The sequence below is a fragment of the Actinoplanes sp. M2I2 genome (assembly GCF_023544445.1).
GTDB lineage: Bacteria > Actinomycetota > Actinomycetes > Mycobacteriales > Micromonosporaceae > Actinoplanes.
In genome coordinates, this window is sequence record NZ_JALPVJ010000010.1 from 207,188 (window position 1) to 226,867 (window position 19,680).

Annotated in this window: 20 protein-coding genes; 7 read left to right on the plus strand and 13 right to left on the minus strand. The window is 70.0% G+C overall.

Going from position 1 to position 19,680, the window contains the following annotated elements; translation table 11 throughout:
* Positions 1–89: 89 nt before the first annotated feature.
* The 3 genes from HJC40_RS22095 (at position 90) to HJC40_RS22105 (ending at position 2,716) form a co-directional block, all read left to right on the plus strand.
* Complete coding sequence (locus HJC40_RS22095) at positions 90–680, plus strand: TetR/AcrR family transcriptional regulator (protein WP_250003211.1); 591 nt, start codon at positions 90–92, stop codon at positions 678–680.
* 66 nt (positions 681–746) lie between these two features.
* Complete coding sequence (locus HJC40_RS22100; RefSeq protein WP_250003213.1) at positions 747–1,553, plus strand: helix-turn-helix transcriptional regulator; 807 nt, start codon at positions 747–749, stop codon at positions 1,551–1,553.
* 44 nt (positions 1,554–1,597) lie between these two features.
* Positions 1,598–2,716, plus strand: coding sequence for an acyl-CoA dehydrogenase family protein (locus tag HJC40_RS22105; protein WP_250003215.1), 1,119 nt, complete (start codon positions 1,598–1,600; stop codon positions 2,714–2,716).
* Between the two features lie 26 nt (positions 2,717–2,742).
* On the opposite strand, the gene HJC40_RS22110 is transcribed toward HJC40_RS22105, so the two are convergent.
* From HJC40_RS22110 to trpS, 4 genes are read right to left on the minus strand one after another with little or no spacing between them, the layout of a single operon-like run.
* Positions 2,743–3,141, minus strand: coding sequence for a hypothetical protein (locus HJC40_RS22110; protein ID WP_250003217.1), 399 nt, complete (start codon positions 3,139–3,141; stop codon positions 2,743–2,745).
* 7 nt (positions 3,142–3,148) lie between these two features.
* Positions 3,149–4,060: a YihY/virulence factor BrkB family protein gene (locus HJC40_RS22115; protein WP_250003218.1), complete on the minus strand. Its 912-nt coding sequence runs from the start codon at positions 4,058–4,060 to the stop codon at positions 3,149–3,151.
* Between the two features lie 35 nt (positions 4,061–4,095).
* Positions 4,096–4,638 carry a 2'-5' RNA ligase family protein gene (locus HJC40_RS22120; RefSeq protein ID WP_250003219.1) on the minus strand — a complete coding sequence of 181 codons (543 nt, stop codon included), beginning with the start codon at positions 4,636–4,638 and terminating at the stop codon, positions 4,096–4,098.
* Between the two features lie 5 nt (positions 4,639–4,643).
* Complete coding sequence (trpS, locus tag HJC40_RS22125) at positions 4,644–5,666, minus strand: tryptophan--tRNA ligase (protein ID WP_250003220.1); 1,023 nt, start codon at positions 5,664–5,666, stop codon at positions 4,644–4,646.
* Positions 5,667–5,796: 130 nt separating this feature from the next.
* Here trpS and galE point away from each other — a divergent pair, with 130 nt between their 5' ends.
* The 3 genes from galE to HJC40_RS22140 are packed head-to-tail and all read left to right on the plus strand — an operon-like array spanning position 5,797 to position 8,136.
* A complete protein-coding gene (gene galE / locus HJC40_RS22130) occupies positions 5,797–6,771 on the plus strand; it encodes a UDP-glucose 4-epimerase GalE (RefSeq protein ID WP_250003221.1) in 975 nt (324 codons plus the stop codon).
* A complete protein-coding gene (gene galK, locus HJC40_RS22135; RefSeq protein WP_250003222.1) occupies positions 6,768–7,907 on the plus strand; it encodes a galactokinase in 1,140 nt (379 codons plus the stop codon). Before galE ends, galK begins: the two co-directional genes overlap by 4 nt.
* A 28-nt stretch (positions 7,908–7,935) precedes the next feature.
* Entirely contained in the window at positions 7,936–8,136 is a 201-nt protein-coding gene (locus tag HJC40_RS22140) for a hypothetical protein (protein ID WP_250003223.1), read from the plus strand.
* On the opposite strand, the gene HJC40_RS22145 is transcribed toward HJC40_RS22140, so the two are convergent.
* From HJC40_RS22145 to HJC40_RS22175, 7 genes are all read right to left on the minus strand, one after another.
* Positions 8,133–9,131, minus strand: coding sequence for a glycoside hydrolase family 43 protein (locus HJC40_RS22145; RefSeq protein WP_250003224.1), 999 nt, complete (start codon positions 9,129–9,131; stop codon positions 8,133–8,135). The genes HJC40_RS22140 and HJC40_RS22145 overlap by 4 nt on opposite strands.
* Complete coding sequence (locus tag HJC40_RS22150) at positions 9,125–10,810, minus strand: family 43 glycosylhydrolase (protein ID WP_250003226.1); 1,686 nt, start codon at positions 10,808–10,810, stop codon at positions 9,125–9,127. Before HJC40_RS22150 ends, HJC40_RS22145 begins: the two co-directional genes overlap by 7 nt.
* A 2-nt stretch (positions 10,811–10,812) precedes the next feature.
* A complete protein-coding gene (locus HJC40_RS22155; RefSeq protein WP_250003227.1) occupies positions 10,813–11,637 on the minus strand; it encodes a carbohydrate ABC transporter permease in 825 nt (274 codons plus the stop codon).
* The gene (locus tag HJC40_RS22160) at positions 11,634–12,584 is read right to left on the minus strand and encodes a carbohydrate ABC transporter permease (RefSeq protein WP_250003229.1); all 951 of its coding nucleotides are present in this window, start codon (positions 12,582–12,584) and stop codon (positions 11,634–11,636) included. The genes HJC40_RS22155 and HJC40_RS22160 overlap by 4 nt, the downstream gene beginning before the upstream one ends.
* A complete protein-coding gene (locus HJC40_RS22165) occupies positions 12,574–13,926 on the minus strand; it encodes an ABC transporter substrate-binding protein (protein ID WP_250003231.1) in 1,353 nt (450 codons plus the stop codon). Before HJC40_RS22165 ends, HJC40_RS22160 begins: the two co-directional genes overlap by 11 nt.
* Complete coding sequence (locus tag HJC40_RS22170; protein WP_250003232.1) at positions 13,923–15,386, minus strand: alpha-N-arabinofuranosidase; 1,464 nt, start codon at positions 15,384–15,386, stop codon at positions 13,923–13,925. Before HJC40_RS22170 ends, HJC40_RS22165 begins: the two co-directional genes overlap by 4 nt.
* 76 nt (positions 15,387–15,462) lie before the next feature.
* Positions 15,463–16,473 carry a LacI family DNA-binding transcriptional regulator gene (locus tag HJC40_RS22175; protein WP_250003234.1) on the minus strand — a complete coding sequence of 337 codons (1,011 nt, stop codon included), beginning with the start codon at positions 16,471–16,473 and terminating at the stop codon, positions 15,463–15,465.
* A 136-nt stretch (positions 16,474–16,609) separates the two neighbouring features.
* Here HJC40_RS22175 and HJC40_RS22180 point away from each other — a divergent pair, with 136 nt between their 5' ends.
* Positions 16,610–17,389 carry an ATP-binding protein gene (locus tag HJC40_RS22180; RefSeq protein WP_250003235.1) on the plus strand — a complete coding sequence of 260 codons (780 nt, stop codon included), beginning with the start codon at positions 16,610–16,612 and terminating at the stop codon, positions 17,387–17,389.
* Between the two features lie 27 nt (positions 17,390–17,416).
* On the opposite strand, the gene HJC40_RS22185 is transcribed toward HJC40_RS22180, so the two are convergent.
* Both HJC40_RS22185 and cysD read right to left on the minus strand, forming a co-directional pair.
* Positions 17,417–18,715 carry a sulfate adenylyltransferase subunit 1 gene (locus HJC40_RS22185; protein ID WP_250003236.1) on the minus strand — a complete coding sequence of 433 codons (1,299 nt, stop codon included), beginning with the start codon at positions 18,713–18,715 and terminating at the stop codon, positions 17,417–17,419.
* Positions 18,715–19,626 carry a sulfate adenylyltransferase subunit CysD gene (gene cysD, locus HJC40_RS22190; RefSeq protein WP_250003237.1) on the minus strand — a complete coding sequence of 304 codons (912 nt, stop codon included), beginning with the start codon at positions 19,624–19,626 and terminating at the stop codon, positions 18,715–18,717. The genes HJC40_RS22185 and cysD overlap by 1 nt, the downstream gene beginning before the upstream one ends.
* Positions 19,627–19,680: the final 54 nt, after the last annotated feature.

A 19,680-nucleotide genomic window follows, 5' to 3' on the forward strand; every position in this document is an offset into this window, starting at 1 on the left:
AAAACGAATGCTCGTTCTTTTATAGGGGACAGCGTGCGCTTCGCCACGAGATCGTGTCAAGAACGAGCGTTCGTTTTACAGTGTGGGGCGTGCCACGTGTCTCGGAAGACCACCTGACCGCCCGCCGCGAACAGATCCTCACGGCCGCCCGCGCCTGCTTCCTGCGCAAAGGCCTGCACAACACGTCGATGCAGGACCTGATCAAGGAGGCCGGGCTGTCGGTCGGCGCCGTCTACCGATACTTCAAGTCCAAGGACGACATCATCGCGGCGATCGCCGAAGGGGTCGTCGGCGGCATCAACCGGCAGATCGATCTGATCGCGAGCCGGCGGCTGCCGTTGACCGAGTCGCTGGCACTGATCCTCGAGCTCGTCGACCAGCAGACGGGGCCGGACGGCGCGCTGCCGATCGGGCTGCAGATCTGGGCCGAGGCGACGATCGATCCCACGATCGGGGCGATCGTGCGCGAGCGGTACACGGGTCTGCGGGGCCGGCTGCGGGTGCTGGTCGAGCACGCCGTGGAGAGCGGCGAGTTGCCGGCCGGCTCGGACATCGACGAGGTGGCCAGCGCCGTGTACGCGATGCTGCCCGGCTACGGTCTGCAGCGTCTGCTCATCGGTGATCCGAGCCGGGAGGGCTTCCTGCGCGGGATGCAGGCCCTCTACAACCGCCCGGCATGATCAGCCCGAAGTTGCTGGTAGTCATTGGGCCACGCTGTTTCGCCCGGTCAGCGGGATCATGGATTGGTGAACGAGGGAAGCGATCTCGGGTTCGTGCTCCGGCGCTGGCGTGACCGGGCGACCCCGCCGCAGGACGGCTTCGAGCCGACCCGGGCCCGGCGTGCGCCCGGGATGCGGCGCGACGAGCTCGCTGCCGCGGCGGGGGTGTCGGCCGAGTACATCAAGCGTCTTGAGCAGGGCCATGGACGGCCGTCCGCAGCGGTACTCCACGCGCTGGCCCGGGCTCTGCGGTTGTCCGGCCCGGAGTACGAATACCTGTGCTCCCTCGCCGGGCACGTTCCGTCACGCGTCGGCCGCGTGCCCGACGAGGTGGGCCCCGGCCCGACGCGCCTGCTCGAGCGGCTCGGCGACATCCCGGTCTGCGTTCTCGACGCGGCCTGGACTCTGCTGGCCTGGAACACCGCCTGGGAGATGCTGTGCTCCACCTCTGTCCTCGCGGCCGGCCGGGAACGGAACATGGCCTGGCGCGCCTTCACCGGGGACAGGCAGGAGTGGTCCGAGCGGGAGATCCGGTTCCAGTCGTCGATCGTGACCGATTTGCGGAGCACCGCCGTCCGGTATCCCGGCGATGACCGGCTCAAGGATCTGATCTCGGACCTGCAGGCCGCCAGCGTGCCGTTCGCGACCATGTGGCAGCTGCCCGTGGACACCCATCACCGGGACTACCAGGTCACGGTCCAGCATCCGGATGCCGGACCGATCACCGTCGACTGCGACATCCTGACCCTCCATGAGGGCGACCTGCGCGCTGTCATCTACACCGCGGAACCAGGCTCGGCCGACGCCGCCCGCCTCGCCCTCGTCCAGAACTGAACACCCGGCCCTACGGCCATCTCCGATAAGGACACTCACCAGCCATGAACCAAGTTTTGCTGGACGCTGCCCGGACAACCGTGCCGACGCTCTCGGCCAACGCGGCACGCACCGAACGCGAGATGCGGCCCGCGCCGGACAGCGTCACAGCGGTACGCGACGCGGGCCTGTTCGCACTGACGGCGCCCCGCGAGGCCGGTGGTCACGAGGTGAACCTGCACACGCTGGTCGAGGTGCTCGTCGAGCTGGGACGCGGGTGCCCTTCGACCGCCTGGGTCGTCGGGCTGAGCGCCTCGACCAAGGCGCTGATCCCGTCCATGCTCTCGCCCAAGGCGCGCGACGCTTTCCTCGCCGATCCCGACGCCGCCGTCTGCGCCTCCGGGGTGCCGAAGGGCGGCCACGGCGAGCGGGTGCCCGGAGGACTTCGCCTCAACGGGGGATGGGCCATGGCATCGGGTTCCGAGGTGGCGACCTGGGCGATGATCATCGTGCCGGTCGCCGACGGCGCCGCGCCCGCGGCCTTCCCCGTCCTCGTACCGGTCTCCGAGCTGACGATCCACCAGACCTGGAAGGCCGCGGGGCTGGCCGGCACGAGCAGCCACACCCTGGTGGCCGAGAACGTGTTCGTGTCGGACGACTTCGTCAGCCCGGGCGCCAAACCCTCCCAGGAACAGGTGTTCACTGCCGGCCTGGTGGCGCTCGCGCCGATGATCGGCGCTGTACGCGGAGCCCAGGATGTCGTCGCGGCGGCGATCAGCGGTGACCGGGGCCCCTACGCGACCACGTACGCCCGGGTCGTGGATTCTCCCCTCGGGCGCTTCTGGTTCACCGAGGCGACGCGGCGCACCGCAACGGCTCTGCGGCGCGCGCTACTTGTCGCCGACACCCTCGAGGCGCTGGGCCCGGGCGAAGCGATGCCGGTCGCCGACCGGAGCGAGCTCCGAGTGGAATTGTCGACCGCCGCCCGGGAGTGCCGCGAGGCGATGGAACTGCTCCTCGACCTGCACGGCGCGAGCGGCTTCTCGCACGAGAACCCGCTCCAGCGATTCTGGCGCGACGTCGCCGTCGGCACACGCCACCCGTTCTTCACCCCGTACATCACGGCCGAGGACCAGGGCCGGGTCACCTTCGACGTGTTGCCGACCGTATCGCTGACTCTGTGACGACTGGCGGCTGTGGACAGTGCCGGCTACACCGCGGTGAGGCGGGACGCTATGCGTGACCAGCCCGCCCGCACCTCGGCCTCGGTCGGGGGCCGGCCCGGGCGCACCCGGCGCGTCTCGTACTCGTCGAACGGATCGGCCTCGGGCTCGTCGCCGGCCGGGTTCTCGACGGCCGCGCGGGCCAGGTCGATCTCGTCGCGGATGGCCTCGGCGTCGGCCCGGGGCAGCAGCGGCTCGACGACGGCCATCAGCTGCTCGTCGGCCACCACGGCCTGAGCCAGCGCGAGGGCGTGGGCCCGCTCGTACGGTCCGCAGACGACCGGTTCCCAGTCCTCCTCGTCGCCCAGGGATCCGATCGTGATGACCCAGGGGAGGTCGGCCACCGGGGAGCCGGCCGGCAGGTCCAACGTCACGAGTGTGCCCACGTGCTCATCATTCCGGGCTGGTGTTCCGAATCCAGGTGTTTTGCCCCACGGGAGCAGTTTTATCGTCGGCTGACAGGTCGACGACGCGTCCGTGCGGGCTGGTCGCCGCCCAGGCCGCTCCGAAGAGCAGCAGCTGGTTGAAGACGTAAAGGTAGACCAGCACGCCGACGGCCGAGCCGACCAGGCCGTACGCGGGGTTGCGCTGCACCAGGCCCACGAAGGACTTGCCGACGGTGTTCAGCAGCGTGATGCCGATGCCGACCTGCAGCACCGGCGGGGCCATCCGGCGCACGGTCATGCGCAACCGGGGCACCGCGGCCAGCAGCGCGGCGGCCAGCAGCATGTTCACCGCCACGGTGAGCAGCAGGCCGGCCGTCGAGCGGACCATGCCGTGGGCCATCCAGTCGAGCAGCAGGTTGAGGCCGTAGACGGCGAGCTGGGACATCGCCAGCAGCAGCAGGATGCCGAGCAGCACGAGCAGGTCGAGGGCCTGCCGGACGCCGATGTAGCCGGGCTGTTCGTTGAGCCGCCAGATCAGTCGCTGCGAGGACCGGATCGACTCGACCCAGGCGATGCCGGTGAAGGTCAGGCCGAGGATGCCCACGATGCCGACCGTCCGGCCGCTCTCCAGGATCGCCTGCACGTCGAGGAAGGGCAGGTTCTGCCGCAGGAAGTCGCGGACGACGTCGAACAGGTCCTCGTTGTTGTCCAGCAGGATGCCGAAGATCGAGTAACCGATGAGCAGCAGTGCGAAGACCGCGAAGAAGCCGTAGTAGGCGATCGCCGCGGCCAGCCGCCCGCCCTGGACGTCGATGTAACGCACCACGGCCCGGCTCAGGTGATCGAAATATCGGGACCTGTGGCGCAACCACATGATGCGAGACTCGGCGGCCTCGTACGCCCGATCGATCGGATTCACGCGCCGACCGTAGCCGACCTCGGGCCGGCGCGCGCTCAGACGCCCGGCGCGACACCGAGCGGGTAGTCCCGTCGCCGGCGCCAGGGGCCCTCGCCGCCGTGCGAGAAGAGCGTGAACGACGACACGGGGAACTTCGCCGAGAAGCCGGCCAGGTCGTCGAAGACCGCGTCGAGCGCGGCGGCCGGCACGTCCTGGGCGACGGTGACGTGCGGGTGGTACGGGAAGCGCAGATCGCGGTGCACGTCGTCGCCGCTGACGATCGCCTCGGCCAGCAGCTCGCACTCGCTGATGCCGACCGCGAGCGTCACGAAGACGACCTCGGTGATCGGCCGGAACGTGCCGGTGCCGCGCAGGTGGATCGTGAACGGCGCCTGGGTCGCGGCCACGGCGGCCAGGTGCTTCTCGATGCGCGGCAGCGCCTCGGTGCGCACCTCGGTGGGGCCGAGCAGCGTCACGTGGGCCGGGGTGTAGGCCGCCTGCGGGTCACCGGCGTCGGCCCGGCGCCGGGTGAGCTGCTCGCCCCAGGGCTCGGGGATGTCGATCGCGACGCCGATCCGGGTGGTGAGAGGGTCGGACACCGGAGTCAGACACCCCGGGTGGGGCTGAGGAAGCCGATGTTCTGGTAGGCCTGGCCGAGCGTCACCGAGGCGACCGCGCGGGCCTTCTCGGCGCCGATCGCGAGCACCTTGTCGAGGTGGTCCGGGTCGTCCAGATAGGCGCGGGTGCGCTCCTGGATCGGCCGGACGAACTCGACCACGATCTCGGCGAGGTCCTTCTTGAGGTCGCCGTAGCCGCGGCCGTCGTACTGCTCGAGCAACTCGTCTATGGTCCGCGCGGTCAGCGCGGCATAGATGGTGAGCAGGTTGCTCACGCCGGGCTTGTTCTCCTCGTCGTAGAGGATCTCGCGACCGGTGTCGGTGACGGCCGACTTGATCTTCTTGGCCGAGCGGGCCGGGTCCTCGAGCAGCTCGATGATGCCGTTGGGCGAGGAGGCCGACTTCGACATCTTGGCCGTCGGGTCCTGCAGGTCGGTGATCTTGGCCGTGTCCTTGAGGATGTAGGCCGAGGGGATCGTGAACGTGCGGCCGAAGCGGGTGTTGTAGCGCTGGGCCAGGTCACGGGTGAGCTCGAGGTGCTGCCGCTGGTCCTCGCCCACGGGCACCTGGTCGGCCTGGTAGAGCAGGATGTCGGCGGCCTGCAGGATGGGGTAGGTGAACAGGCCCACCGTCGTGCTGTCGGCCGCCTTGGCCGACTTGTCCTTGAACTGCACCATGCGGCCGGCCTCGCCGAAGCCGGTGATGCAGCTCAGCACCCAGCCGAGCTGGGCGTGCTCGGGCACGTGGGACTGGACGAACAGCGTGCACCGCTCGGGGTCGAGCCCGAGGGCCAGCAGCTGGGCGGCCGAGATGCGGGTGCGGGCGCGCAGGGCCTCGGGGTCGTGGCCCATGGTGATCGCGTGCAGGTCGACGACGCAGTAGTAGGCGTCGTGGGTCTCCTGCATCGCCACCCAGTTGCGCACGGCGCCGAGGTAGTTGCCGAGGTGGAACGAGTCGGCGGTCGGCTGAATGCCGGAGAGCACGCGGGGGCGGCGGGCGACATCGGACATGACGACCATTGTGTCAGCCGCCGGAGGAGGGGCGCGAACCACCCGTACGCCTCGACCCGATGTTTGAAGATGTTGACTTTTGAGCGAAGTTGATGGAAGTATGGAGACAACTCAGCAAAGGGGTATTGCCGTGAAACTGCTCGTCACCGGGGGTGCCGGCTACATCGGCAGCGTCACCAGCCGCTTGCTGCTCGACGCCGGTCATGAGGTCACCGTTCTCGACAACCTGGTCACCGGCTTCCGCGAGGCGGTCGCGCCCGACGCCACGTTCGTCGAGGCCGACATCGCCGACGCGGCCCAGGTGCTCACGCCCGAGGCCGGTTTCGACGCGGTGCTGCACTTCGCGGGGCTGATCCAGGCCGGCGAGTCGATGCTCAAACCGGAGAAGTACTGGCACGACAACGTGGTGAAATCGCTCGCCTTCCTCGACGCCGTGCGCGCCGCGGGGGTGTCACGCTTCATCTTCTCCTCCACCGCCGCCGTCTACGGCAACCCGGTCGAGCTGCCGATCACCGAGTCCGCGGTCAAGGCTCCCACCAACACGTACGGGGCCACGAAGCTCACCTTCGACCAGGCGCTCACCTCCGAGGCGTTCGCGCACAACCTGGCCGCCGTCTCGCTGCGCTACTTCAACGTCGCGGGAGCCTATATCCGCGACGCCCAGGAGATCGGCGAACGGCACGACCCCGAGACGCACCTCATCCCGATCGCGCTGCAGGCCGCCGCCGGCAAGCGGGAGAAGCTGCAGCTCTTCGGCGACGACTACCCCACCGTCGACGGCACCTGCGTGCGCGACTACATCCACGTCGAGGACCTGGCCCGCGCCCACCTGCTCGCGCTGGACGCGGCCACCCGGGGTGAGCACCGCATCTACAACCTCGGCAACGGCAACGGCTTCTCCAACAAGCAGGTCGTCGAGGTGGCCCGCGAGGTCACCGGGGCCGAGTTGCCGGTCGAGATCGCGCCGCGCCGCGAGGGCGACCCGGCGACGCTGGTGGCGTCGTCCGCGCGGGCCCGCGACGAGCTCGGCTGGGTGCCTGAGAAGAACACGCTGCAGGCCATGATCGGCGACGCCTGGACCTTCTACCGCAAGCACGTCGCATGATCACCGACGACGCCGTCGCCGCCTTCCGCGAGGAGTTCGGCGCCGAGCCGGCCGGTCTGTGGGCCGCGCCCGGCCGGCTCAACCTGATCGGCGAGCACACCGACTACAACGAGGGGTTCGTGCTGCCCTTCGCCCTGCCGCAGCGCACGATCGCGGCGGTCGGCCCGGCCCCGGCCGGCGAGTGGACCGTGTGCTCCACGTCCGAGGACCGGGCGGTCGCCTTCGGGCTCACCGAGCCGGGCCAGGTGACCGGCTGGGCCGCGTACGTCGCCGGCGTGGTCTGGTCGCTCCACGACGCCGGCCACGAGGTGCCCGGCGCGCGCATCGCCATCGCCTCCGAGGTGCCGCTCGGCTCCGGCCTGTCGTCCTCGGCCGCGCTCGAGTCGTCGGTGCTCACCGCCCTGATCGACCTCGGCGGCCTGGACGTGCCCCTGGAGAAGCGCCCGGCGATCGCCCAGCGCGCCGAGAACGTCTACGTCGGCGCGCCCACCGGCATCCTCGACCAGTCGGCGTCCATCCGCTGCCAGGAGGGCAAGGCGCTGTTCCTGGACTGCCGGTCGTACGAGATCGACCAGATCCCGTTCGACCTGGCCGCCGCCGGCCTGGCCATCCTCGTGATCAACAGCAACGCCCCGCACCAGCACGTCGACGGGGAGTACGGCGCCCGGCGCCGGACGTGCGAGGAGGCGGCCCGCCTGCTGGGCGTGCCCGCCCTGCGCGACATCACCGGCGACCAGCTCGACGACGTGCTGGCCCGGCTCGACGACGAGGTCATGCGCCGCCGCGTGCGGCACGTCGTCACCGAGGACGACCGCGTGCTCGAGACGGTCAAGCTGCTGCACACCGGTCAGGTCCGGGAGATCGGCCCGCTGCTGACCGCCTCGCACGTCTCGATGCGGGACGACTTCGAGATCACCGTGCCCCAGGTCGACATCGCGGTCGAGACGGCCCTGCGGGCCGGCGCGCACGGCGCCCGGATGACCGGTGGGGGCTTCGGCGGCTGCGTGCTGGCGCTGATCGACACCGGGGCGGCCGACGCGGTCACCGCGGCGGTCGAGGAGGCGTACGCGAAGGAAGGCTTCACCCCGCCGACCGCCTGGACCGTCACCGCGGGGCCGGGCGCGACCCAGCTTTAAGGTCAGGCCCACCGGGTAACCGGTGGGCATGACCACTTCACAGAACGAGGGCCGCGAGCAGGAACACGACGAGCCCAACGAGTTCGGTTTCGCCGGTGACGGCACCGCGCCCGAGCCCGAGCGCGGCACCGGGGAGAGTTTCGGCGAGAGCGTCGCGGTGCCGGCCGGTGACCTCACCGAAGCCATCAGCGACGGCATCGACGAGGCCACCACCCGCGACAAGTCCTAACGCGGCTCCTGCTGCGCCTCGACGGTCGGGCCCTTCACCACGGGCCGGCCGCCGGTCCAGTCGACCCGGTCGAGCCAGAGCTGCCGGCCGGGTTCGACGCTGCCGATCGCGCTGGGCGGCCAGGCGTGATAGAGCAGCCACGACTCGCCGGCCGGCGTGGTGACCAGGAAGCCGTGTCCCGGCCCGGCGGCGGCCGGTGAGGTCTTGAGGATCGGGTTCTCCTCGGCCTTGACGCACGGGCCGAGCGGCCCCTCGCAGGTGGCATAGCCCAGGGCGTACGCCTCCTGGTCGAATGCGTTGGCCGAGTAGAACAGATAAAGCTTGCCCTCGTGGCGCACCATCTGCGGCGCCTCGATGACGTGCGCCTCCCACTCGGCGTCGTTGCGCAGCAGCCGCTTCGACTCCCCTTCGAGCTTGCGTCCGTCGGCGCTCAGCCGGGCCCCGTACAGATAGGTCGGCTGCCCGATCGCGTTGCCGTCGTTCTTCCAGTAGAGCCACCGCTCGCCCGACTCGTCGGTGAACGGGCTGGCGTCGATCGACCCGCCCTCGTCGGCCTGGCAGATCAGCGGCTCGTCGGCGTCGTCGACGAACGGCCCCTCCGGCTTGTCGGCGACCGCGACGCCGACGCACTGCCGGTTCGTCGCGGTCGAGCGGGCCGTGTAGTAGAGCAGGTAGGTCCCGCCCGGACCGGCGCTGACCTCGGGCGCCCAGGTGTTGCCGCTCTCGGCCCACTTGCCGACCCGGGGCAGCACATCGCCCGCCGGGGTCCACTTGACCAGATCCGGCGAGGTCAGCACCGGCACGTTGCCGGCCGGCCCGTTGGTCCCGTACGCGTACCAGGTCGACCCGACCAGCAGGGCGCCCGGGTCGGGGAAGTTGTCGCTGAACACCGGGTTCGTGAAAGTCACCTCGGCCGGTTCCTCCTTCGGGGCGGGCGACGGGGACGAGCAGCCGGCCGCGACCAGGGCCGCGGCCAGCAGTACTCGTCTCACCACTTGTAGAACCGCAGGTAGTCGAACGAGGCCGTGACCGCCGGCTCGGCGCCGCCGTGGGCCACGAGGCCGACCCGCGGGGTGCTGTCGGCCGGCAGGGTCCAGACCCCGCCCCACGTCCAGCGCTTGCCGTCCCGGCTGACCCCGGCGCGGTACTCGTGCTCGCCGTTGACCGGGTCGACCCGGTGCGCGAGCCGGAGCCACGTCGTCGTCAGGCCCGGCGTGCCGGCGATCGTGCCGCCGTAGGACAGGGCGTCCGCGTACGGCATCTCCTTGCCGAACTCGACCTGCCGGGTGTTCCAGATCGCGACCGCGCTGAGCCGGGCGAACAGGTCGTCGCCGGCGTACGCGATGAGACCCGCCTGCTGGTAGTTGCGCACGACGTCCTCGCCCAGCGGCAGCGTCAGCTTGGTCTCGGCGATCCACGACCCCGCCGGCGGCGTCCGCAGCAGCACGCCCGCGCTGTTCGACGTGCTGGTCAGGTCGGCTCCCTGCACCGGCCAGTTCAGCGCTCCCCCGCTCACGGTGGCCGCCGGGTCCTCGCGTACCCAGCTCCAGCCCGCCTTCTCGTCGCGGAACTCGTCGGCGAACAGCAGCCGGCCGGGCGCCGGCGTGCGGGCCGGCCGCGCGTCCCGCCCGTCGGAGGCCCAGGCGCCGCGGTTGACCGTCGGCCAGCCGCCGGCCCAGTCGAGCCGGTCGATCAGCATCGGCCGCTCGTTGATGCCGAACGGCTCGTCGAGGTAGGGGTCGTTGCGGTCGATCGCGTGGTAGACGAACCAGTCCTGGCCCCGCTTGTCGGTGATCAGTCCGTTGTGGCCGGTACCGACCCAGCGGTTGCCGTTGGGCGCGATCACCGGCGTGCCGCCGGCGCGGGAGGCGTCGAGCGGCAGCCCGTCGCGGTCGGTGAACGGCCCGAGCGGGCTGCGCGAACGCCCGACCGACACCGAGTAGCCCGTGGTCGGGCCGGCGCAGCAGTTGGCCGACGAGGCGAACAGGTAGTAGTAGCCCGCGCGCCGGACGACGTACGCGCCCTCGAACTTGTTGTCGACGGCGACCCGGGTCGCCGTGCCGGTGATGCGCAGGCCGTCGGCGGTGAGCTCACTGACCCAGATGCCGCCGAAGTAGCTGCCGTAGTACAGGTACTTCTTGCCGTCCGGGGTGCTCAGCTGGGCCGGGTCGAACGTCCAGAACCAGCCGCCCCCGGGCGCCGCGCGCGGTGGCACCGCCGGTTCGGCGGCCCAGGTCCACGGTCCGGTCGGCTTGGGCGCGGTGGCCACGCCGATCGCCGAGGCGCCGGGCGCGGTGGTCGTCTCGGTGACGGTCGCGTAGAGCACCCAGCGGTTGCCGATCTTGCGGACGTCGGGCGCCCACAGCGAGGCGTTGGCCGCCGCGAACGGCGGCAGGTCACCGAACGCGTCACCGACGTACGTCCAGTTCTTGAGGTCGGTCGAGCGAGCCATCGGGATGCGGTGCGCGACCTTCTCGCCCTCGCGCAACGGGTCGCTGGTGCCGTAGCCGTAGTAGAAACCGTCGTCGCCGCGGACGATCACCGGGTCGGCGAAGGTGTCGGCGAAGCTCGCCGAGACGGGGTTGCTCGGGCCGCCCGGAGCGGCCTGCGCGGCCGACGCGGTGAGACCGAGCAGAGTGATCGCCGCGGCTAGCGCGGCCGTCAGGCGTCGCATGATCATCCTTTCAGGCCGGAACGGGAGACACCCTCGATCACGTAGCGCTGCGCCACCATGAACAGCAGCAGCACCGGAATGCTGGCGACGAGCGCGCCCGCCATGATCACCGGGTAGTTGATCGTGTAGGCGCCCTGCAGGATCGCCAGGCCGGGCGGCAGCGTGAACTGCTCAGGGCTGAAGAGCACGTAGATCGGCCAGATGAAGTCGTTCCAGTTGGTCAGGAAGCTGATCACCGCCAGCGTGGCCAGGGCCGGCTTGGACAGCGGCAGCACGACCTTGGTGAAGATCTGCCAGGCGTTGGCCCCCTCGAGCACGGCCGCCTCCTCCAGCTCGCGGGGCAGGCTGAGGAAGAACTGCCGGAGGAAGAACACCCCGAACGCGCCGGCCGCGCCCGGGATGATCAGCGCCCACAGGGTGTCGAGCATGCCGAACCGGTCGACGATGAGGAAGTTCGGGATGATCAGCACGAAGCTCGGGATGAAGAGCGTCGCGATGATCATGCCGAAGATCAGCCGCTTGCCTCGGAAGTCGAGCCGGGCCAGGGCGTAGGCGGCCATCGACGCGACCGCCAGCACCAGCACGGCCTGACCGGTGGCGGCCAGCACGCTGTTGAGGAACCACCGCAGCACCGGCGTCTGCGAGTTGCCCAGCAGCGTGTCGAAGGCGCCCGTGGTGGGCTCCTGCGGCAGCACCGTGGGCGGCACCCGGGTCGCCTCGCCGGGGGTCTTGAACGCGGTCAGCAACATCCACACCAGCGGCGCGATGAAGACCAGGCTCAGTCCGATCAGGACGGTGTACCAGGCGATGGGCCGTACGCGTCTCATGCGTCCTTCTCCCGGAACAGGCGGAACACGATCACGCTGATCACCAGCAGGCACGCGGTGAGCAGGTAGCTCATCGCCGCGGCGCTGCCCATCTTGTAGTCGCTCAGGCCGACCTGGGCGATGTACATGATCGCCGTACGGGTCTCGGTGCCCGGCGCCCCCTGCGTGATCAGGTAGGACTGCCCGAACATGTTGGCCGACACCAGGATCGTGTTGACCGTGACGAACAGCAGCACCGGGCGCAGACCCGGCAACGTCACATGCCGGAACTCGGCCCACTTGCCGCCGCCGTCGATCCGGGCCGCCTCGTAGAGCTCACGCGGGATGTCCTGCAGCCCGGCCAGGTAGATCACCGCGTTGAAGCCGAGCGTCCACCAGACCGTCACCCCGACCAGCGTGACCCAGCCCCAGGGCAGCGCCGTGGTCCACGGCGTGTCCCCCGGCAGCCCGATCGCGCCGAGCACGGAGTTGACCACGCCCAGGTTCGGGTCGAGCACGAAGCGCCAGAGCACGCCGATCACGGCCACCCCGAGCACGTACGGCGCGAAGTAGACCGCCCGGAAGAAGGTGCGCCCCCGGAAGCTGCGGTTGAGCAACAGGGCGAGCAGCAGCGGGATGATCAGCAGGAGCGGCACGCTGAGGACCGTGAAGATGCCGGTGGCCGACAGGCTTTCCCACCAGAAGCTGTAGACCGCCGAGTTCGAGTCGAACAGCGCCTGGTAGTTGTCCAGCCCCACGAACGGCTTGCCGGGCAGCAGGTAGTCCCAGTCGTGCAGGCTGATCCACAGGCCGTACACCGCCGGCGCCAGCACGAAGGTGGCGAAGACGGCGAAGTACGGCAGCAGGAACAGGTACGGCGTGAGCCTGCCGGTACGCCGCACCCGGCCGCCGCCGCCGGTCTCGACCAGCGCCGGCGGCGTACGGGTGACTGCGGTCTCAGCTGCCATACTTCTTGGCGTTCTGCTCCAGGAGCTGGTTGGCCTTGGCGGCGCCGTCGGCGAGCGCCTTGGCCGGCTCCTTGCGTCCCAGGACAGCCTCGTTGATCGAGGTGACCACGGTGGCCATCACGTCGGCGATGCCGGGCTTGGGCGGCAGGAAGTGCAGGTTGTCGATCTGCGTGCCGATGGCCGACTGCTCGGGCAGCGCCTTGAACTCGGCGCCGTTGCGGATCTCGGCGCGGGCCGGCACCTGGCCGCCGCGGGCCCACTCGATCGAGTGCTGGCTGATCCAGTTGATGAAGACCTTGCCCGCGGTGAGCTTGTTGTCGTCCTTGGCCTTCTGCTTGAACTGGACGAACTGGTGCGAGCCGGCCCAGGCCGCCTTCTGCGTGCCGATCTGCGGCAGCGGCGCCACACCCCACTGGAGGTCCTTGTCCTCCTTGAGCGTGTTGATCGTCCAGATGCCGTTCCAGTTGAACGCGTTCTTGCCGTTGCGCAGGGCCACCAGGTCGGCGTCCTGGGCCACGTTCTTGGGGCTGTAGCCGTTCTTGACGTGGTCGGTCATCCAGGTGAGGGCCTGGACGCCGGGCTGCTCACCGAAGAGCGCCTTGGTGCCGCCCTCGTCGAACAGGTTGCCGCCGAACTGCCAGAGCAGCGACTGGAACTGCATGCTGCCGGTGAACTCGAACGGCGTCACCCAGTCGCCCTGGATGCCCTTGGACTTCATCGACTCCAGGGCCGCCTGGTACTCGTCGTTGTTGGTCGGCGGCTTCTCCGGGTCGAGACCGCCCTTTTCCATCACGGCCTTGTTGTAGAAGAAGCCGAGCGGGTGCACGTCGAGCGGGATGGAGTAGCGGGTGTTGTTGTAGACGCCCGCGTTCCAGACCGGCGGCGAGAAGTCCTCGGCCTTGAAGTTCAGCGCCTTGGCCAGGTCCTCGAGCGGCAGGACCACACCGCGGGCGGCGTTGGTGGCCACGTGGTCGACGTGCATGACCCCGACGTCCGGGCCGTTGCCGGTGGCCACGGCGGCCGGCGTCTTCTGGTAGTAGTCGGCCCACTGGTAGGTGTTCATCGACACCTTGATGTTGGGGTGCTCGCTGTTGAACTGGTCGACCAGCTTCTTCATGAACGGGCCGTCACCGCCGGTGAAGCCGTTCCAGAAGGCCAGCGCCACGTTGGGCCCGGTGTAGGAGGTCGCGGCGGGCGCGGCGTTCTGCCCGCCTCCGGTGACCTTGTCACTGGGGCCGCCGTCGCCGCACGCGCTGAGGAGCACGGCTCCACCGGCGCCGACGCCGAGGCCCAGCAGGCCGCGGCGGTTCAATCCGGTTCGATTCAAAGGGTTCGTATTCATTTGGACTCCTCGGGAGTAAGGCACAGCGCGTGCCAGGAGACGGGCGGAAGGAGGATTTCGGTGTCGTCCCGGGGGGCGACCTCGCTGAGCTCGGGCTTGTCGGCGCTGATCGTGAGGTGCTGGCGCAGGCGGTGCTGCGGGAAGGCGCGCAGGTCGACGGCGAGCGGCACCGGCTCGGTGCCCCGGTTGACCAGGAAGACGGTGAGGGCGCCGGACTCCTCGTCGTGGGTCGCCACGGCGTCGAGGGCCGGTACCTCGCCGAAGCGCCCGGTGGCCATGTCCGGCGACGTGACAGCGGGACGCAGCACGGTGCCCCGGGCCAGCCGGGCGGTGTGCGCGAACGGGTGGAAGATCGTCTGTCGCCAGGCGTCGCCGCCGGGCCGGGTGCGGATCGGCGCGATCACGTTGACCAGCTGCGCCTGACAGCCGACGGTGACCCGGTCGGCGTGCCGCAGCATGCTGATCAGCAGGTTGCCGACCACCACCGCGTCGGTGCCGTCGTAGTCGTCCTCGATCAGGTGCGGCAGTTCCTCGATGCCGCGGTCCTCGGGCTCGGTGAACCGCGACTGGTACCAGACGTTCCACTCGTCCAGCGAGAGCTTGATCCGCTTCTGCCGGCGCAGCTTGGCCCGCACGTGGTCGGCGGTGGCGACCACGTTGTCGATGAAGCCGTCGAGGTCGACCGCGGACGCCCGGAAACTGGCGTCGTCGTGCTTCTCGGGGTCGTAATAGGTGTGCAGCGAGATGTAGTCGACCTGGTCGTAGGCGTGTTCGAGAACCGTGGACTCCCACGCCGCGAAGGTCGGCATGTCCGAGTTGGAGCTGCCGCAGGCGACCAGCTCGATGCTCGGGTCGACCCGGCGCATGGCGTGCCCGGCCCGGGCGGCCAGGCGGCCGTACTCGTCGGCGGTGAGGTTGCCGATCTGCCACGGCCCGTCCATCTCGTTGCCGAGACACCACAGCCGTACGTCGTGGGGCCGCGCGACGCCGTGCTCGCGGCGCAGGTCGGCGGCGGCCGTGCCACCGGCCAGGTTGCAGTACTCGACCAGCTCGGCCGCGGCCTCGACACCCCGGGTGCCCAGGTTGACGGCCATCATCGGCTCGACGCCGGCCAGCGAGGACCAGCGCATGAACTCGTTGAGCCCGAAGGCGTTGCTCTCGAGGGCGCGCCAGGCCAGGTCGAGCCGGCGCGGACGGTTCTCCCGCGGGCCGACCCCGTCCTCCCAGCGGTAGCCGGAGACGAAGTTGCCGCCCGGGTAGCGGATCGTGGTGACGCCCAGCTCGCGGACCAGATCGAGCACGTCGGTCCGCAGGCCGTCGGCGTCGGCGGAGGGATGACCAGGTTCGAAGATGCCCGTGTAGACACACCGCCCCATGTGCTCGACGAAGGAGCCGAAGAGCCGCCGGTCGACGGGGGCGATCGTGAATGCCGGATCAAGGGTGAGCTGCGCCACTGCCATCCCACGTTTTTACAACGTTGCATTCATCGTTGTAAAGAGACGGCGGTAAAGATCCCGAAACGTTCTGGAAACGAGTTCAGGCTCCGGTGCTCTCGCGGGGCAGCAAACGGTGATCCACCCGGAGCTCGCGGGGCGAGCCGGTGGCCGCCGAACCGTCCCCGAGACGCTCGGCGAGCAGGTCGACGGCGAGCTGCGCTATGCGCGGCGCGTCCGGCGCGACCGTGCTCAGCGTCGGCGTGGAGAACCGCCCGTCCTCGATGTCGTCGAACCCGATCACCGCGATGTCGCCCGGCACCGAGACGCCGCGGGACAGCAACGTCCGCAGCGCCCCCAGCGCCAGCAGGTCGTTGAAGCAGAACACCGCGTCCGGCGGCGCGCCCTCGTCGAGGAGGCGGGCCATGGCGGCCGCCCCGTCGGCCCGATGGAAGCCCTCGGCGGGCATCTCCAGAGCCGGGTCGGGAGTCAGCCCGGCCTCGGCCAGCGCGGTGCGGTAGCCGGCCAGACGCTGATGCGCGGTCACCGCCGACGGCTTGTCCTGCACGCCGATCGCGGCGATCCGGCGGCGGCCCAGGGCGGTCAGATGGCGGGTGGCGTCGGCGGCGGCCGCGGTGTTGTCGATCGCGACGTGGTCGGCCGGCCCGTGCCAGACCCGCTCGCCCAGCAGCACCATCGGGGTGCCGTCGCGCAGGGCGAGCTCCTCGCCGGCCAGCGCCAGCGGACTGAAGATCAGCCCGTCGATCGCGTGCCGCCGCAGCCCCTCGACCAGGTCGCGCTCGCGCTCGGCCAGCCCGTCGGTCTGGTCGATCAGCACCGTCCAGGACCGACGCTCGGCGGCCTGCACGATCAGCCCGGCGATCTCGGCGAAATAGGGCGATTGAAGCTCGGGCACGGCCAGCGCGATCACCCCGGAACGCCCGCTGCGCAGCTGCCGGGCGGCCATGTTGGGCACGTAGCCGAGCGCCTCGATCGCGGCCTGCACACGGGCGCGGGTCGTCGGGGCCACGTGCACGTAACCATTGACGACGTTGGAGACCGTCTTGATCGACACACCGGCCCGCGCGGCGACATCCTTGAGCCCTGGTGGCACGAAAGTGGACTATACAACGTTGCAGTACTTACGTCCGATCACCCGGGGGAGCTAAGGGGCACCTCGCCGAGCCCTTTTCGCGTCTACCGTGGCGAGATGCCCGTAAGCGCAGCTCGACTAACCAGAGGAGCGCGCAGTGCATGTCGAATGTGATGTCGATGCGTCCGTCGTCCTCCTGACCGTCCAGGGCCACTGGGACAAGGCCTTGTGGCAGCTCACCAGCGAGCGGCTGCGCAAATGCCTGGCCGAGCACCCCGAGGCCCTCATCGTGGATCTCACCGGGCTCGACGACCCGCGCGCGGCCAGCGCACCCACCTGGGTGACGGCGCAGCAGACGGCCGCGGCGATGGCGCCGTCCGTGCAGCTGGCGCTCGTCATCCCGCCCGCGCTCCCGCTGGCCGACCGGATGCAGCGCCTCGGCGCCCGCCGGTTCCTGCCGATCTATGCCAAGGTGCGGCAGGCCCAGGTGGCCATCGCCAGCCGCCTGCCGCTGAGCGAGCGCCTCTCGCTCACTCTCCGGCCCGAGCCCGACTCGGCGAGCCTTGCCCGCAACCTGGTCGGTGACGCGTGCCTGGCCTGGAACCGGCTCCCGCTGCTGCACCCCTGCCGATCGGTCATGTCGGAACTGGTCAACAACGCGATCGAGCACGCCGGGACGGAGATGACGGTCGTGGTCAGCCTGCGCGGCAAGGGCATCCACCTCAGCGTGGCCGACGGCGTCCACGAACTGCCCCGGCTGCTCAAGCCGAGCCGGGTACTCCGAGGCCGGCCGCTCGACGAGCGGGGTCTGGGCCTGCGGATGGTCAGCGAGCAGGCGGTGACGTGGGGCAGCCTGCCGACCCGCACCGGCAAGGTGGTGTGGGCGACGCTGCAACCGCCGATCGAGCCGGGCCGGCGGCAGCCACGAACTCCGTGACTGCCGTCCGGTCAGCCTGACGAACGGTTACTGGGCTTCGATGATCATGCCGGCACCGACCGTGCGGTTGGTGCTCTCGTCGATCAGGATGAAACCGCCGGTGGTGCGGTTGCGCCGGTACTCGTCGGCGAGCAGCGGCACGGTGGTGCGCAGCCGCACCCGGCCGATCTCGTTGAGCTGCAGCTCGCCCGCCTGCTCGTCGCGGTGCAGCGTGTTGACGTCCAGCCGGTACTGCAGGCCGCGGACCACCGTGCGGGCCGTCCGGGTGGTGTGCTTGATGGCGTACTTGCCGCCCACGCGCAGCGGAGCGGTCTCGTCCATCCAGCAGACCATCGCCTCGATGTCCTGGGCGACCGCCGGGGCGTTGTGCGGCCGGCAGATCAGGTCACCGCGCGAGATGTCGATCTCGTCGTTGAGCCGCACCGTGACCGACATGGGCGGGAACGCCTCGCCGACCGGGCCGTCGGCCGTGTCGATGGACGCGATCGTGCTGGTCAGACCGGACGGCAGCACCAGGACCTCGTCGCCCGGCTTGAGCACGCCCGAGGCGACCTGGCCCGCGTAGCCGCGGTAGTCGGTCACGGTCGTCGACTGGGGACGGATCACGTACTGCACCGGGAACCGCACGTCGACCAGGTTGCGGTCGCTGGCGATGTGCACGTGCTCCAGGTGGTGCAGCAGCGACGGGCCGTCGTACCACGGGCTGTTCTCGGAGCGGGAGGCGATGTTGTCGCCGTTGAGCGCCGACACCGGGATGATCGTCAGGTCGCCGATCTCGAGCTTGGCCGCGAACGACGTGAACTCGTCGGCGATCCGGTCGTAGACCGCCTTGTCCCAGTCGACCAGGTCCATCTTGTTGATGCAGAGCACCAGGTGCGGCACCCGCAGCAGCGACGTGAGGAACGCGTGCCGGCGCGACTGCTCGACCAGGCCCTTGCGCGCGTCGACCAGGATCAGCGCCAGGTCGGCGGTGGAGGCGCCGGTGACCATGTTCCGGGTGTACTGGATGTGGCCCGGGGTGTCGGCGATGATGAACTTGCGCCGCGGCGTGGCGAAGTAGCGGTAGGCCACGTCGATCGTGATGCCCTGCTCGCGCTCGGCCCGCAGACCGTCGGTGAGCAGCGCCAGGTTGGTGTACTCGTCGCCGCGGGACGCGCTGGCCGCCTCGACGGCCTCGAGCTGGTCGGCGAAGATCGTTTTGGTGTCGTACAGCAGCCGGCCGATGAGGGTCGACTTGCCGTCGTCGACGCTGCCGGCGGTGGCGAACCGCAGCAGGTCCATCCGAGCGGCGGGCGCCGTCTCGTTCTCCAGGACGGCCTGGCTCATCAGAAGTAACCCTCTCGCTTGCGGTCTTCCATCGCGGCCTCGCTGACCTTGTCGTCGCCGCGGGTCGCGCCCCGCTCGGTGATCCGGGTGGCGGCGACCTCGTCGATCACCTTGTCGACCGTGTCGGCCTCGGAGAGCACGGCGGCGGTCTGCGAGGCGTCGCCCACCGTGCGGTAACGCACCCGGCGCACCTCGGAGGTCTCGCCGTCCTTGAGCCGGATGAACTCGTTGACCGCGTAGAACATCCCGCCGCGCTCGACGACCTCACGGTCGTGCGCGTAGTAGATGCTGGGCAGCGGGATCTGCTCCTTGGCGATGTAGTGCCAGACGTCCAGCTCGGTCCAGTTGGACAGCGGGAACACCCGGATCGACTCGCCCGGGTGGTGCCGGCCGTTGTAGAGCGACCACAGCTCGGGCCGCTGGTTCTTGGGGTCCCACTGGCCGAACTCGTCGCGGAAGCTGAACATGCGCTCCTTGGCGCGGGCCTTCTCCTCGTCGCGACGGGCGCCGCCGAAGAGGGCGTCGAAGCGGTACTTCTCGACCGCGGCCAGCAGCACCGGCGTCTGGATGCGGTTGCGGGTGCCGTCGGGCAGCTCCCGCACGTGACCGCTGTCGATCGCCTCCTGCACGCTGGCGACCACCAGGTTGAGCCCCAGCGTGGCGACCCGGGTGTCGCGGTACTCCAGGACCTCGGGGAAGTTGTGCCCGGTGTCGACGTGCATCACCGGGAACGGGATGCGCGCCGGAGCGAAGGCCTTCTCGGCCAGCCGGAGCATGACGATCGAGTCCTTGCCGCCGGAGAACAGCAGGACGGGACGCTCGAACTCGGCCATGACCTCACGCATCACGAAGATGCTCTCGGCTTCGAGGGCGTCCAGATGCGAGACCCGGTACGGCTTCGCCTGGCTCATCGATGGACTCCAGACCTCTTTATCGGGGGGATTGCGGCTGTGTTGCTATGGGGG